We start from the raw sequence: 13753 nt of genomic DNA on the forward strand, positions 1-13753 counted from the left end.
GCACCACCCCGTCAGTAGCTGAACAGGAGGGACAGCTGATAGAAACAGAAGCCACTGGAGCACCTCAAAAACACCATCATACACTAAATCAGTAAGTTGGCAGCATCACCTGGAAAACCTGTTCGTTTCAGACCATTAACATTTGAGAGTAATTTTACCCATGGTCATATGCAACATATTGTTTCGTGGGATGATAAAAGTGAATTAATCATTGGTCAGTTGCATAACATCCAGGGCCGACAACTATTTTTAATGGCGTTTCACCAATCGCATACCAGTTTTTCTGTAGCAAATGCACCTGATGAACCGCATATTGAACAATTGGTTGGCGAGTGCCGTGTTATGCGGCAATTAAAACGACTCATTAGCCGTATTGCACCCAGCCCATCCAGCGTTATGGTGGTTGGTGAAAGCGGCACGGGTAAAGAAGTCGTCGCCCGTGCAATCCATAAGTTGAGCGGAAGACGGAATAAACCCTTTATTGCTATCAACTGTGCCGCGATTCCGGAACAGCTTCTGGAGAGCGAACTGTTCGGTTATGTTAAAGGCGCATTTACTGGCGCTTCTGCCAACGGTAAAACAGGGTTGATTCAGGCGGCGAATACGGGCACGCTGTTTCTCGATGAAATTGGTGATATGCCATTAATGTTGCAGGCTAAATTACTGCGCGCTATTGAGGCGCGTGAAATTCTGCCGATTGGTGCCAGTAGCCCAATACAAGTCGACATCCGCATCATTTCTGCAACTAATCAGAATTTGGCCCAGTTCATTGCCGAAGGTAAATTCCGCGAAGATCTCTTCTACCGACTTAATGTTATCCCGATAACTCTTCCACCGCTGCGTGAACGTCAGGAAGATATTGAATTACTGGTGCATTACTTTTTACATCTGCATACCCGTCGTCTGGGATCGGTTTATCCTGGCATTGCTCCTGATGTCGTCGAAATATTGCGTAAGCATCGTTGGCCCGGAAACCTGCGCGAGTTAAGCAATTTGATGGAATATCTGGTTAACGTTGTTCCTTCAGGTGAAGTTATCGACAGCACGCTATTGCCGCCAAATCTGCTGAATAATGGCACAACGGAGCAAAGTGATGTAACAGAGGTCAGTGAGGCGCACCTGTCACTCGATGATGCGGGCGGCACGGCGCTGGAGGAGATGGAAAAGCAAATGATCCGCGAGGCGCTTTCACGTCATAACAGCAAGAAGGAAGTTGCTGATGAACTGGGCATCGGCATTGCTACGCTCTATCGCAAGATTAAGAAATATGAGTTGTTAAACACATAACCTCTGAGAATCCGGCCTGAATTCAGGCCGGATATCCTTTTACTTCGTTTTCTCGCAATCCAGAACTGTATTTACAATCATCTGATACCCCGTGCAGCGACAAAGATTTCCCGCCAGTCCACGACGAATTTCCGTAATGGTTAATGGTTTTTCGCGTGGTTTTGCCAGCATCGCCGTGGTAGCCATAATCAGGCCCGGCGTACAAAACCCGCATTGCACTGCGCCGGATTTCGCATAAGCCAGTTGGACATGAGAAAGTTTTCCACCTTTCGCTTCACCTTCCAGCGTGCGGATCTCTTTTCCTTCAGCCCAGGCCGCAAGGAATAAGCAACTGTCTATTGCTGTGCCGTCGACCAGCACCGTACAGGCACCGCATTCGCCTACGCAGCAACCTTGTTTGACACTAAGAAGCCCTTGTTCTCGGAGTAGTTCCGAAAGCGGCATTCCTGGCGCGGCGTGAAGCTGAAAAGGCATCCCGTTAATGGTGCATTCGATGGTAATTGTTTCGCTGTGATTCATTGCAATTTTCCCCCCGCCGCGGCGACGGCTTCGCTAATCACTTTTTTGGTCATCGTCTGGATGAGATGCAGACGAAACTCTTTACTGGCCCGCCATGAAGAACGCGGGGCGACATCTTGCAGGACTGATTCGCTGATGGCTTCCAGCGTTTGCAGGTTTAATGGCGCATTTTGTGCAGTCTGTTCGGCATGTTGGCAGCGAATCGGCGTTGGCGCGGCAACACCAAATGCCAGGCGTAATTCGCTGAAATTGCCGTTATCCAGTCGGCAATGTGCGGCGCAGCCAATTGTTGAAATATCCATTGCGTCGCGCATGGCATATTTAAAATGTGCGCTGCCCGCGTGTTCTTTCGGCTGTGGCGGAAAATGAAAGGCGACAAGGATTTCGTCATGCTCAAGAGACACTTTGCCCGGCCCGGTGTGAAAGCCATTAATCGGGACGAAACGAACACCGCGTGGGGAGTGGAGCTCCAGTTTCGCGTCATAAATTAGCGTTGGCGTGGCAGAATCTGCGCTGGTGGCACCGTTGCAAATATTTCCGCCGTAGGTGGCGACATTACGGATCTGCGGCCCGGCGATTGATGCAGCCGCAGCACATAACGCCGGGAGATTGCGTTGGATTACGGGATCTTCAATGAGCTGAGTAAATGTTGTCGCGGAGCCGATTCGCAGCGCGCCATCTTCCGCCTGTGTTATTCCCTGAAGCTCTGCCAGATTGTGGATATCAACAATATGGCGATAGCGGTCATTGTGATGGTGAAGCTGTATCAGTACGTCAGTGCCACCGGCAAGCAATTTGGCCTGCGGATTGTCAGCCAGCAGGGTGATGGCATCGGCAAGGGTGGTTGCGCGATGGTAAGAAGCAAAATCAAACATGATGTTATCCTCAAATCAATCCTGCCAGATGGAATTCTTCATATAATCGTTTTGGCGTTAGCGGCAGTGTATTGATTGCAACACCGGTAGCCATCTTCACCGCGTTACGAATAGCAGCGGCTACAGGAATTATGGGTGGCTCACCCAGTGACTTATGTCCGTATGCGGATTGCGGCTCATTGATTTCGACGAACGCGCTTTCCAGTTGTGGCAGATCCGGCATGGTCGGCATTTTGTAATCCAGCAGATTGGGGTTACGGACCACGCCGCTTTTCGCATCGATGATCATCTCTTCAAATAGCGCCCAGCCAATGCCCATCCCCATTCCGCCGTGTACCTGACCTTCTGCCAGCAGCGGATTAAGAATATGGCCCGAATCATGAACGTTGAGGATGCGGTTGATGGTGACTTTACACAGTGCAATATCGACCGTCAGATCAACAAAGGTACAGCCAAACGCCGGTGGGTTAGTGGTGGTTTTGATGGAGCTTTCGGCAGAGAGCTGCCCGCCGCGTTCAGGGTGGTAGAAAGCGTCCATCGCCAAATCTTTTAACGACATTAACGGCTCTTCCGGTCGTTCAACCAGCACGATATGGCCTTTTATCAGGGTCAGATTCATCGCTGACTGATGTAGCATGACTGCGGCGTGAGCGATGATTTTCTCTTTTAATAACAGTGCCGCACTGCGCAGCGCAGGCGCGGCAACATAGCTCTGACGTGAGGCAAATGCGCCGGGGTCGAATGGTGTAACGTCGGTGTCTTGTGTCGAAATTACGCGGACATCGCTGACCGGAACTCCCACGGTTTCTGCCACCATTTGCGAGAACACGGTGTCGGCACCCTGGCCGATTTCCGTCGCGCCGCTTTGCACGTTGATGGTTCCATCCTGATTCATCAACAGGCGCGCGCCTGCTATTTCTACGCCGACAGGCCAGGTGTTAGAGGTGTAGCTAAAACAGGCGACGCCAACGCCACGACGTAAATTGCCTTGCTGGTTCTGGCACTCTGCACGGCGTTTTTCCCATTCAAAGATTTTCCGGCCTTTTTCAAGACACTCCGGCAACCCTGCGCTGTAAATACGTTTTCCCGTGAGCGGATTAGCATCTCCTTCGCGGGCGGCGTTGCGTAAACGAATTTCAACAGGATCAATACCTAACGCTGTCGCGGCATCATCAAGCATAGACTCAACGGCAAATACGACTTGTGGCGCGCCATAACCACGCATCGCACCAGCCGAGGGGAGGTTGGTATAGCAGGTCTTTGAACTGTAAGCGTAGGCACAACGAGGATAAAGGTAAGCGACTTTATTCCCCCCAGCAGAAGCAATGGAGTGCCCGTGAGATGCATAAGCGCCGGTGTTAGACAGAACATCCAGACTATAACCTTTCAATGTTCCGTCGCGGTTCACGCCCATTTGCCCGTCAATAGTAAAAGCGTGGCGGGTACGGGTTGCGAGGAAACACTCTTCACGGCTAAGGGAAACTTTCACCGGAATGCCGCCAAGTTTGCTGGTCAGGAATGCCGCCATTGGCTCTTCCAGTACATCCTGTTTATTACCAAAACCGCCACCGATAAACGGTTTGATGACTCGTACGCATGACCAGGGAATATCCAGCGCCTGACCAACCACGCGGCGAACAATGTGCGGGATCTGGGTGCTGGAAACGATGGTAATTCGCGAGTCATCCTCCATCCATGCCAGCGATGTCACGCTTTCCATATGACAATGTTGAATAACGGGAGTCTGATAGTGCCCCTGTACCTGGTAGTCGGCGGCATCGATTGTTTGTTGGACATTACCCGTCGACATCGTGCTTTGTTTCAGTAAATTGCCACCGTTATGGATTGGTGCAGCGTCTTCTGCCAGCGCCGCTTCTGGCGAGGTGATAACGGGTAATTCTTGCCACTCAATGCTGACCAATTGCGCCGCTTTTTCTGCCGTGAGTTCATCGCGGGCCACGACGATGGCAACGGCGTCGCCATGATGACGAACATGGCGAGTTAGCAGTGCGCGATCGGCGGTATCGCGCTTGTTTTCGTCAAGTGTCCAGGCATGCCCTGCCGTGGCGAATGGGATTTCTGGCACATCTTCCCAGGTAAAAATCGCCAGGACGCCCGGCAAACTCCTGGCTTGTTCATCATTAATACTTACGGCATAACCATGTGCGATAGGACTACGTACATATTTCGCGTAACACATGCCCGCCATAACATAATCGTCAGTATATCGTGCCCGCCCGGTGACCTTAGCAATGGCATCGACGCGCATGCATGATTCACCCGTAGCGGTTGCTTCCCGCGCTTCCATAGAAATCCCCTCGGTTTGAACATTTGGTTCTTATGGCAAAGATTTAGTCTTAGCAGGCAAGAATTACGCCAGAAACGACTATATGCGTGAGGGGAGGAAGGAAGTGTGATGACGTTAAAAAAACACAGATATGATATGAAACAGGACTCTGAATAGGGACAGTGATACGTATCAATATGAGTGGCGATAAAATCAATGTGATAAATTAGGATTATTACGCATCAAGGTGGGAAATAGGGTAAAAGTCAGGAACTTCGATACCACTACAGCAAATATTTTGCTGATGATACTTCCCTTTGCCAAATGAAATTAACCTCTTTCTCTATTACATCGTTTTTCCAGAAGCAAGAGATTGGGTATCAAGAGGCTGGCTGCTATGATATGGCGTCTTGTTTTTTAAGCGAGGAAAGATTTTGAGTGCGGGACGCCTGAATAAAAAATCTCTGGGTATCGTGATGTTGTTATCGGTTGGGCTGCTTTTGGCGGGCTGTTCGGGTAGCAAATCATCCGATACAGGAACGTATTCCGGCTCCGTTTACACCGTGAAACGGGGGGATACGCTATATCGTATTTCGCGCACCACGGGAACCAGCGTAAAAGAACTGGCGCGACTGAACGGCATTTCCCCCCCTTACACCATTGAAGTAGGTCAGAAACTAAAACTGGGTGGGGCGAAAAGTAGCAGTAGTACACGTAAATCAACCGCCAAATCAACGACCAAAACCGCATCGGTTACACCGTCATCAGCGGTACCGAAATCTTCCTGGCCGCCAGTAGGGCAACGTTGTTGGTTATGGCCAACGACAGGGAAAGTTATCATGCCGTATTCGACAGCAGATGGCGGCAATAAAGGGATTGATATCTCAGCTCCACGAGGTACACCTATTTACGCCGCGGGTGCAGGAAAGGTGGTGTATGTGGGTAACCAGCTGCGTGGCTACGGTAATCTCATCATGATTAAACACAGTGAAGATTACATTACGGCTTACGCTCATAATGACACGATGCTGGTAAATAATGGGCAAAGCGTGAAAGCTGGGCAAAAAATCGCCACTATGGGGAGCACTGATGCGGCATCTGTTCGCCTGCATTTCCAGATTCGTTACCGTGCAACGGCAATTGATCCGCTACGTTACTTGCCGCCTCAGGGCAGCAAGCCAAAATGCTGATGGTGAATTAATCAGCAGTCAGCAGCGTGGTACTTGCTAAGGAGAGCGTAAGGTTTATAATGCCTTACGCATCTCGAAGCGGGCGTAGTTCAATGGTAGAACGAGAGCTTCCCAAGCTCTATACGAGGGTTCGATTCCCTTCGCCCGCTCCAATTTATCTTCACATCATCTACCTGCCATTTTTGTTGTATCTGATTTTCTATATTATCTTAATTCAAGCGCTTCAGACTTTTCGCAATCGCCGTAATACTTCCCCATTTTTTGTAAATAAAAAGCGTTTACGCAATGCAATCGTCATGTATCTTAAATAGTCTTATTTAAGATGTTCAGAACTCTTTGTGTGTTTAACTAGCTGATAATTATATAATATTACGAGAGAAGTGATAGGGCGGAATAATAACAAATGAACATTATGAAAACTGGGATGGTTCAAAATTGAAGCAATTTTGAACCATCCACAACGGATATTAGCTAAAGAACATTACCGATACGCACAGGATACCCACGATCAGCGTAATCAGATTTCCGATGGAACGCCAGGGTTTAAGCGCCGGGATGAGATACGTTGACAGCGTAGGCATGATGAAAAGTATCATGGCAATGAGCGGGCCGCTGATCGCGTAAATCATCGAAATCGCGTTCGGGTTAATGCAACAAACAATGAAGGTAATCAGCGATACCAACATAATTGATAGTGCGCGGTTAAATGCACGACTTTTCTTTACACCAACCTGCTGTAATGTTGTTTTGACGACCTCTGTGGCACCTTCAATAACGCCAAAGTACGTACCCAGGAATGATTTCGACATCGCAACTACTGCGACAATAATCCCGGAAATTGATAACCATGCTGGGGCGTTCGGCAGCATAGAAAGCGCCGATAAAATGGTAACCCCTTCTTCTTTAGCCGCTTCAATATACGAAGGTGGAATAGAAAGCAGGCAGCTAAAGACAAAGAACAATACACTTATGCAGATGATGAGATAAGCGACTTTCATAATTTTTTTGCATTTATCCATAGCATGTTCGCCATATTTTTCACGTCTGTCTATGGCAAACGTAGAAATAATGGGCGTATGGCTAAAAGCGAAAACCATCACGGGAATCGATATCCATATCTGGTGAAGGGTATTCTGATTGAACTCTACCTGGGTTGTTAATAGATCAGGTTGCCAACTACCGACCAGGTAAATAGAAAGAAATAAGAAATAGGCAATCAATGGGAATACCAAAAATCCCATTACCCGAATGGTTGCATGGCGTCCCATCAGAAAAATGAGATTCAGGATTAATACAACCCCCAGACTCACCAACATACGGATGCGAAGATCAATAACCATATGCTTTGCCAGCTGTTCCGTAAGTGAGTTGGTAATTGCCACTGCATATATCAACACGACGACAAAAAAGGCGATGAAGTACAGCGTGGTAATCAGATTACCAATCTTCTTGCCATAGTAGTGTGTTACCGCGCCCGTTATCCCTTCACCTGCTGATGTTTTTGATGAGAGGATGAACTGGCATAAGGCTTTATGTGGCCAATATGTTAAAGGCCAGGCGACCAGAGCAGTAATAAACAGGACCACAGCCCCTGCCGAACCTAACTGAATAGGAAGGAAGAGCGTGCCTGCACCAACGGCTGTGCCGTAGAGCGCGAAACTCCACAGAGTTTCTTCTTTTGACCAAATATTAGACATTATCTGAACGTATCATCTACAAATTAAACAAAATGGAGGGCAATTTACCATAAACCAGGTTAAGTATGGGAGATTAACGCCCTATCTACCTCTCTATTGGTGGGTTAGTGGTTGCAAACCTTACGTGCCAGTTATGTCTCTGACTGCTACTCAGGCGTATTTCCTTTGTGATAATAGTCACTTTTTTTAAACAATTAAGATAACTGTAATTAACAATCATTTACTATTGCACTGTTAATTGGTGCGAGGTTGTGATGAAAGACGTTGTGATTGTCGGGGCGTTACGGACACCTATCGGCTGCTTTCGTGGTGCGTTAGCGGGTCATTCCGCTGTGGAACTTGGCAGCCTGGTCGTGAAAGCGTTAATAGAACGTACCGGCGTTCCTGCATATGCGGTGGATGAAGTAATTCTTGGTCAGGTGTTGACTGCAGGGGCAGGGCAGAATCCGGCAAGGCAATCGGCTATTAAAGGTGGTCTTCCTAACAGCGTTTCTGCAATCACTATTAATGACGTTTGCGGTTCCGGGCTTAAAGCACTGCATCTGGCTACTCAGGCGATCCAGTGTGGCGAGGCGGATATTGTCATCGCCGGTGGCCAGGAAAACATGAGCCGCGCACCACACGTTCTGACTGATAGCCGCACCGGTGCACAGCTTGGCAATAGCCAGTTGGTTGATAGTCTGGTGCATGACGGCTTGTGGGATGCCTTCAATGATTATCATATTGGTGTCACCGCCGAAAATCTGGCTCGCGAATATGGCATCAGCCGTCAGTTGCAGGATGCTTACGCACTTAGCTCGCAACAAAAAGCGCGAGCGGCGATTGACGCCGGACGATTTAAAGATGAAATCGTCCCGGTAATGACCCAAAGTAACGGTCAGGCGTTGGTTGTTGATACCGATGAACAGCCACGCACTGACGCCAGTGCAGAAGGCTTGGCCCGTTTAAATCCTTCATTTGATAGTCTCGGTTCTGTGACAGCGGGTAATGCATCATCCATAAACGATGGCGCAGCTGCGGTAATGATGATGAGCGAAGCCAAAGCGCGAGCGTTGAATTTACCCGTGCTTGCCCGCATTCGCGCATTTGCCAGCGTTGGTGTAGATCCGGCATTAATGGGAATTGCGCCGGTGTATGCGACACGCCGTTGCCTGGAACGTGTCGGCTGGCAGTTGGCTGATGTCGATCTTATTGAGGCTAATGAAGCGTTTGCTGCTCAGGCGCTTTCGGTTGGCAAGATGCTTGAATGGGATGAGCGTCGGGTCAATGTTAATGGTGGTGCGATCGCGCTCGGTCACCCAATAGGCGCGTCCGGTTGCCGAATCCTGGTTTCTCTGGTTCATGAAATGGTGAAACGTAATGCCCGCAAAGGACTGGCTACGCTTTGTATCGGCGGGGGCCAGGGCGTGGCATTGACCATTGAACGTGACGAATAGCTCTGCATTTCCTCCTTACCGATAAATATCAGCCGTCATTAATCTGTTGAATAATGGTGGCTGGCGAGTCGACATACATTTTCAGGGCTCCCTGATTTTTCCATTCCCATGACATATTCGTGATCGACACTGCACTTTTTTCAGTCTTTACCTTAAAAATGAAACATTGTTTTATTTTTAATTGAAAACCCTATCCCGTGGGCATATCATCCCCTTATAGAGAAAACGAAACAGCGTTTCACTATCGTTTTCTATTTTCACGCTTCACTGATTATCGGAGGTTGATGTGGACGTAAGACAGAGCATCCACAGTGCGCATGCAAAAACGCTGGATACCCAGGGGTTGCGCAATGAATTTTTGGTTGAAAAGGTATTTGTCGCCGATGAGTACACCATGGTTTACAGCCACATTGACCGTATTATTGTTGGCGGCATTATGCCGGTAACTAAAACGGTTTCCGTTGGCGGGGAAGTTGGTAAACAACTCGGGGTAAGCTATTTCCTGGAACGTCGCGAGTTAGGTGTTATCAATATTGGCGGTGCCGGTACGATTACCGTCGATGGTCAATGCTATGAAATCGGTCACCGCGAAGCCCTGTATGTTGGTAAAGGCGCAAAAGAAGTTGTCTTTGCCAGTATTGATACCGCTACTCCGGCGAAGTTTTATTACAATTGCGCACCTGCGCATACGACGTATCCCACCAAAAAAGTCACACCAGACGAAGTATCTCCAGTCACGTTAGGCGATAACCTCACCAGTAACCGTCGCACGATTAACAAATATTTTGTCCCGGATGTGCTGGAAACCTGCCAATTGAGTATGGGGCTGACGGAGCTGGCTCCAGGTAACTTGTGGAACACCATGCCGTGTCACACCCACGAGCGCCGGATGGAAGTTTATTTCTATTTCAATATGGATGATGACGCCTGCGTTTTCCACATGATGGGGCAGCCGCAAGAAACGCGTCATATTGTGATGCATAACGAGCAGGCGGTGATCTCCCCGAGCTGGTCGATCCATTCCGGCGTCGGAACCAAAGCTTATACCTTTATCTGGGGCATGGTCGGTGAAAACCAGGTTTTTGATGATATGGACCATGTGGCCGTTAAAGATTTGCGCTAGTTGTGGGCATAAACGAATAAGGTATTGTTATGATTTTAAGTGCATTTTCTCTCGAAGGTAAAGTTGCGGTCGTCACTGGTTGTGATACTGGGCTGGGCCAGGGGATGGCGTTGGGGCTGGCGCAAGCGGGCTGTGACATTGTTGGCATTAACATCGTTGAACCGACTGAAACCATCAAGCAGGTCACGGCGCTGGGGCGTCGTTTTTTAAGCCTGACCGCCGATCTGCGAAAGATTGATGGCATTCCAGCACTGCTGGATCGCGCGGTAGCGGAGTTTGGTCATATTGATATCCTGGTGAATAACGCCGGATTGATTCGCCGCGAAGACGCTCTCGAGTTCAGCGAAAAAGACTGGGACGATGTCATGAACCTGAATATCAAGAGCGTATTCTTCATGTCTCAGGCAGCGGCGAAACACTTTATCGCGCAAGGCAATGGCGGCAAGATTATCAATATCGCGTCAATGCTCTCCTTCCAGGGCGGGATCCGTGTGCCTTCTTATACCGCATCAAAAAGCGGCGTGATGGGCGTGACGCGATTGATGGCGAATGAATGGGCTAAACACAACATTAATGTTAATGCGATAGCTCCGGGTTACATGGCGACCAACAATACTCAACAACTACGGGCAGATGAACAACGTAGCGCGGAAATTCTCGACCGCATTCCAGCTGGCCGTTGGGGACTGCCGAGTGACCTGATGGGGCCGGTAGTGTTTCTTGCCTCCAGTGCTTCAGATTATGTGAATGGTTATACCATTGCCGTGGATGGCGGTTGGCTGGCTCGTTAATCCATTCTTCTTACTTTTATGACCCTGCCGCATGGCAGGGTTTTTTATACCTGTAGATCATCATAATCCATATCATGGTTATGAAATAATCCATATCAATTATCAATTAATGAACTTTATGAATTTTATCTGCTTTAAAATTAGTTGGTTAATAATAATCTCAATAATTCAACTTAATTTGAAAATTGGAATATCCATCACATAACGACATGTCGCAGCAATTTAATCCATATTTATGCTATTTCCGACCTGACACCTGTGTGAATTGTTCACGTATTTTTTCACTATGTCTTACTCTCTGCTGGCAGGAAAAAATGGTTACTATCAATACGGAATCTGCTTTAACGCCACGTTCTTTGCGGGATACGCGGCGTATGAATATGTTTGTTTCGGTAGCTGCTGCGGTCGCAGGATTGTTATTTGGTCTTGATATCGGCGTAATCGCCGGAGCGTTGCCGTTCATTACCGATCACTTTGTACTGACCAGTCGTTTGCAGGAATGGGTGGTCAGTAGCATGATGCTCGGCGCAGCAATTGGTGCGCTGTTTAATGGTTGGCTGTCGTTCCGCCTGGGGCGTAAATACAGCCTGATGGCGGGGGCCATCCTGTTTGTACTCGGTTCGATAGGGTCCGCTTTTGCGACCAGCGTAGAGATGTTAATCGCCGCTCGTGTGGTGTTGGGCATTGCTGTCGGGATCGCGTCTTACACCGCTCCTCTGTATCTTTCTGAAATGGCAAGTGAAAACGTTCGCGGTAAGATGATCAGCATGTACCAGTTGATGGTCACTCTCGGCATCGTGCTGGCGTTTTTATCCGATACAGCGTTCAGTTATAGCGGTAACTGGCGCGCAATGTTGGGGGTTCTTGCTTTACCAGCAGTTCTGCTGATTATTCTGGTGGTCTTCCTGCCAAATAGCCCGCGCTGGCTGGCGGAAAAGGGGCGTCATATTGAGGCGGAAGAAGTATTGCGTATGCTGCGCGATACGTCGGAAAAAGCGCGAGAAGAACTCAACGAAATTCGTGAAAGCCTGAAGTTAAAACAGGGCGGTTGGGCACTGTTTAAGATCAACCGTAACGTCCGTCGTGCTGTGTTTCTCGGTATGTTGTTGCAGGCGATGCAGCAGTTTACCGGTATGAACATCATCATGTACTACGCGCCGCGTATCTTCAAAATGGCGGGCTTTACGACCACAGAACAACAGATGATTGCGACTCTGGTCGTGGGGCTGACCTTTATGTTCGCCACCTTCATTGCGGTCTTTACGGTAGATAAAGCAGGGCGTAAACCGGCTCTGAAAATTGGTTTCAGCGTGATGGCGTTAGGCACTCTGGTGCTGGGTTACTGCCTGATGCAGTTTGATAACGGTACGGCTTCCAGTGGCTTGTCCTGGCTCTCTGTTGGCATGACGATGATGTGTATTGCCGGTTATGCGATGAGCGCCGCGCCAGTGGTGTGGATCCTGTGCTCTGAGATTCAGCCGCTGAAATGCCGCGATTTTGGCATCACCTGTTCGACGACGACAAACTGGGTGTCGAATATGATTATCGGCGCGACCTTCCTGACACTGCTTGATAGCATTGGCGCTGCCGGTACGTTCTGGCTCTACACTGCGTTGAACATTGCGTTTGTGGGCATTACTTTCTGGCTCATTCCGGAAACCAAAAATGTCACGCTGGAACATATCGAGCGCAAACTGATGGCAGGCGAAAAGTTGAGAAATATCGGCGTCTGATTTCACGGGCCGGATGTGCTGTACATCCGGCCCTTTTTTCGTTAATAGAGATTAGGCACCTGGCCGTTGAGGCGTTTGTCTCGTTCCTTATTCAGCCTTGTTGCGGTAACACACATCAGGAGAGAGGAATGAAAACAATTGGTTTGCTGGGAGGAATGAGCTGGGAATCCACTATTCCTTACTATCGTCTGATAAATGAAGGCATTAAACAGCGGCTTGGTGGGCTTCACTCTGCGCAAGTGCTGCTACATAGCGTCGATTTTCATGAAATAGAAGAGTGCCAGCGTCGCGGTGAGTGGGACAAAACCGGGGATATTCTGGCTGAGGCGGCGCTTGGCTTACAGCGGGCGGGCGCAGAAGGCATTGTGTTATGTACCAATACGATGCACAAAGTGGCGGATGCCATTGAGTCTCGTTGCTCTCTGCCTTTCTTACATATAGCGGATGCCACTGGACGTGCAATTACCGGGGCAGGAATGACTCGTGTGGCGCTGCTGGGTACGCGTTACACCATGGAACAGGATTTTTATCGCGGGCGGCTGACGGAACAATTTTCCATCAACTGTCTTATTCCTGAAGCGGATGAACGGGCGAAAATTAATCAGATTATTTTTGAAGAACTGTGTCTGGGGCAATTTACCGAAGCGTCACGCGCTTATTATGCGCAAGTGATTGCTCGCCTTGCAGAACAGGGCGCACAGGGCGTAATGCCGATCAGTTAAGGATCAGTTGACCGATCCAGTGGCTGTGTAAGAATCCGGAAACGCTCACTTGTTTCCGGATTTTTTTATGCACATTGGACAGGCTCTTGATCT

At 48.9% G+C, this 13753-nt stretch carries 10 protein-coding genes, 1 tRNA gene and 2 pseudogenes; 8 read left to right on the forward strand and 5 right to left on the reverse strand.

What is annotated here, in order from left to right; genetic code table 11:
* Positions 1-55, reverse strand: a 55-nt coding sequence (locus tag ACJHYW_RS24525) for an IS1 family transposase (protein ID WP_129692851.1), incomplete at its 3' end; no start/stop codon positions are given.
* A gap of 56 nt (positions 56-111) precedes the next feature.
* Here ACJHYW_RS24525 and ACJHYW_RS24530 point away from each other — a divergent pair.
* Positions 112-1287: pseudogene (locus ACJHYW_RS24530) on the forward strand (sigma-54 interaction domain-containing protein); the annotation flags it as partial.
* Between the two features lie 39 nt (positions 1288-1326).
* Here ACJHYW_RS24530 and xdhC read toward each other — a convergent pair.
* The 3 genes from xdhC to xdhA are packed head-to-tail and all read right to left on the reverse strand — an operon-like array spanning position 1327 to position 4989.
* Positions 1327-1806 carry a xanthine dehydrogenase iron sulfur-binding subunit XdhC gene (gene xdhC, locus ACJHYW_RS24535; protein ID WP_001016595.1) on the reverse strand — a complete coding sequence of 160 codons (480 nt, stop codon included), beginning with the start codon at positions 1804-1806 and terminating at the stop codon, positions 1327-1329.
* Positions 1803-2681: a xanthine dehydrogenase FAD-binding subunit XdhB gene (gene xdhB, locus ACJHYW_RS24540; RefSeq protein WP_000459216.1), complete on the reverse strand. Its 879-nt coding sequence runs from the start codon at positions 2679-2681 to the stop codon at positions 1803-1805. The genes xdhC and xdhB overlap by 4 nt, the downstream gene beginning before the upstream one ends.
* Positions 2682-2691: 10 nt before the next feature.
* Positions 2692-4989, reverse strand: a complete 2298-nt coding sequence (xdhA, locus tag ACJHYW_RS24545; protein ID WP_000388181.1) for a xanthine dehydrogenase molybdenum-binding subunit XdhA — start codon at positions 4987-4989, stop codon at positions 2692-2694.
* A gap of 413 nt (positions 4990-5402) precedes the next feature.
* On the opposite strand from xdhA, the gene actS reads away from it, so the two are divergent.
* Together actS and ACJHYW_RS24555 are read left to right on the forward strand one after the other, a co-directional pair.
* A complete protein-coding gene (gene actS / locus ACJHYW_RS24550; RefSeq protein ID WP_001272558.1) occupies positions 5403-6158 on the forward strand; it encodes an amidase activator ActS in 756 nt (251 codons plus the stop codon).
* Positions 6159-6236: 78 nt separating this feature from the next.
* A tRNA-Gly gene (locus ACJHYW_RS24555) sits at positions 6237-6310 on the forward strand.
* 315 nt (positions 6311-6625) lie between these two features.
* Here ACJHYW_RS24555 and ACJHYW_RS24560 read toward each other — a convergent pair.
* On the reverse strand, positions 6626-7855 hold the full coding sequence (locus ACJHYW_RS24560) for an amino acid permease (protein ID WP_000065950.1): 1230 nt from the start codon (positions 7853-7855) through the stop codon (positions 6626-6628).
* A gap of 254 nt (positions 7856-8109) precedes the next feature.
* Between ACJHYW_RS24560 and ACJHYW_RS24565 the strand changes: the two genes are divergently transcribed.
* The 5 genes and pseudogenes from ACJHYW_RS24565 to ygeA form a co-directional block, all read left to right on the forward strand.
* On the forward strand, positions 8110-9291 hold the full coding sequence (locus tag ACJHYW_RS24565; protein ID WP_000656025.1) for an acetyl-CoA C-acetyltransferase: 1182 nt from the start codon (positions 8110-8112) through the stop codon (positions 9289-9291).
* Between the two features lie 286 nt (positions 9292-9577).
* Positions 9578-10414 carry a 5-dehydro-4-deoxy-D-glucuronate isomerase gene (gene kduI, locus ACJHYW_RS24570; RefSeq protein ID WP_000383251.1) on the forward strand — a complete coding sequence of 279 codons (837 nt, stop codon included), beginning with the start codon at positions 9578-9580 and terminating at the stop codon, positions 10412-10414.
* 29 nt (positions 10415-10443) lie between these two features.
* The gene (gene kduD, locus ACJHYW_RS24575) at positions 10444-11205 is read left to right on the forward strand and encodes a 2-dehydro-3-deoxy-D-gluconate 5-dehydrogenase KduD (RefSeq protein ID WP_000603518.1); all 762 of its coding nucleotides are present in this window, start codon (positions 10444-10446) and stop codon (positions 11203-11205) included.
* A gap of 314 nt (positions 11206-11519) precedes the next feature.
* The gene (gene araE, locus ACJHYW_RS24580) at positions 11520-12938 is read left to right on the forward strand and encodes an arabinose-proton symporter AraE (RefSeq protein ID WP_000256438.1); all 1419 of its coding nucleotides are present in this window, start codon (positions 11520-11522) and stop codon (positions 12936-12938) included.
* A gap of 128 nt (positions 12939-13066) precedes the next feature.
* Positions 13067-13648 (forward strand): annotated as a pseudogene (gene ygeA / locus ACJHYW_RS24585) (amino acid racemase); the annotation flags it as partial.
* Between the last annotated feature and the right edge of the window lie 105 nt (positions 13649-13753).

The organism is Escherichia sp. WS3063 (assembly GCF_046486595.1).
GTDB classification, from domain to species: Bacteria; Pseudomonadota; Gammaproteobacteria; order Enterobacterales; family Enterobacteriaceae; genus Escherichia; species Escherichia coli.

Excerpts from the sequence above, each read along its gene's own strand:
- xdhC (WP_001016595.1), bottom strand. The coding sequence starts at position 1,806 with ATGAATCACAGCGAAACAATTACCATCGAATGCACCATTAACGGGATG.
- xdhB (WP_000459216.1), bottom strand. The coding sequence starts at position 2,681 with ATGTTTGATTTTGCTTCTTACCATCGCGCAACCACCCTTGCCGATGCC.
- xdhA (WP_000388181.1), bottom strand. The coding sequence starts at position 4,989 with ATGGAAGCGCGGGAAGCAACCGCTACGGGTGAATCATGCATGCGCGTC.
- ACJHYW_RS24560 (WP_000065950.1), bottom strand. The coding sequence starts at position 7,855 with ATGTCTAATATTTGGTCAAAAGAAGAAACTCTGTGGAGTTTCGCGCTC.
- ACJHYW_RS24565 (WP_000656025.1), top strand. The coding sequence starts at position 8,110 with ATGAAAGACGTTGTGATTGTCGGGGCGTTACGGACACCTATCGGCTGC.
- kduD (WP_000603518.1), top strand. The coding sequence starts at position 10,444 with ATGATTTTAAGTGCATTTTCTCTCGAAGGTAAAGTTGCGGTCGTCACT.
- araE (WP_000256438.1), top strand. The coding sequence starts at position 11,520 with ATGGTTACTATCAATACGGAATCTGCTTTAACGCCACGTTCTTTGCGG.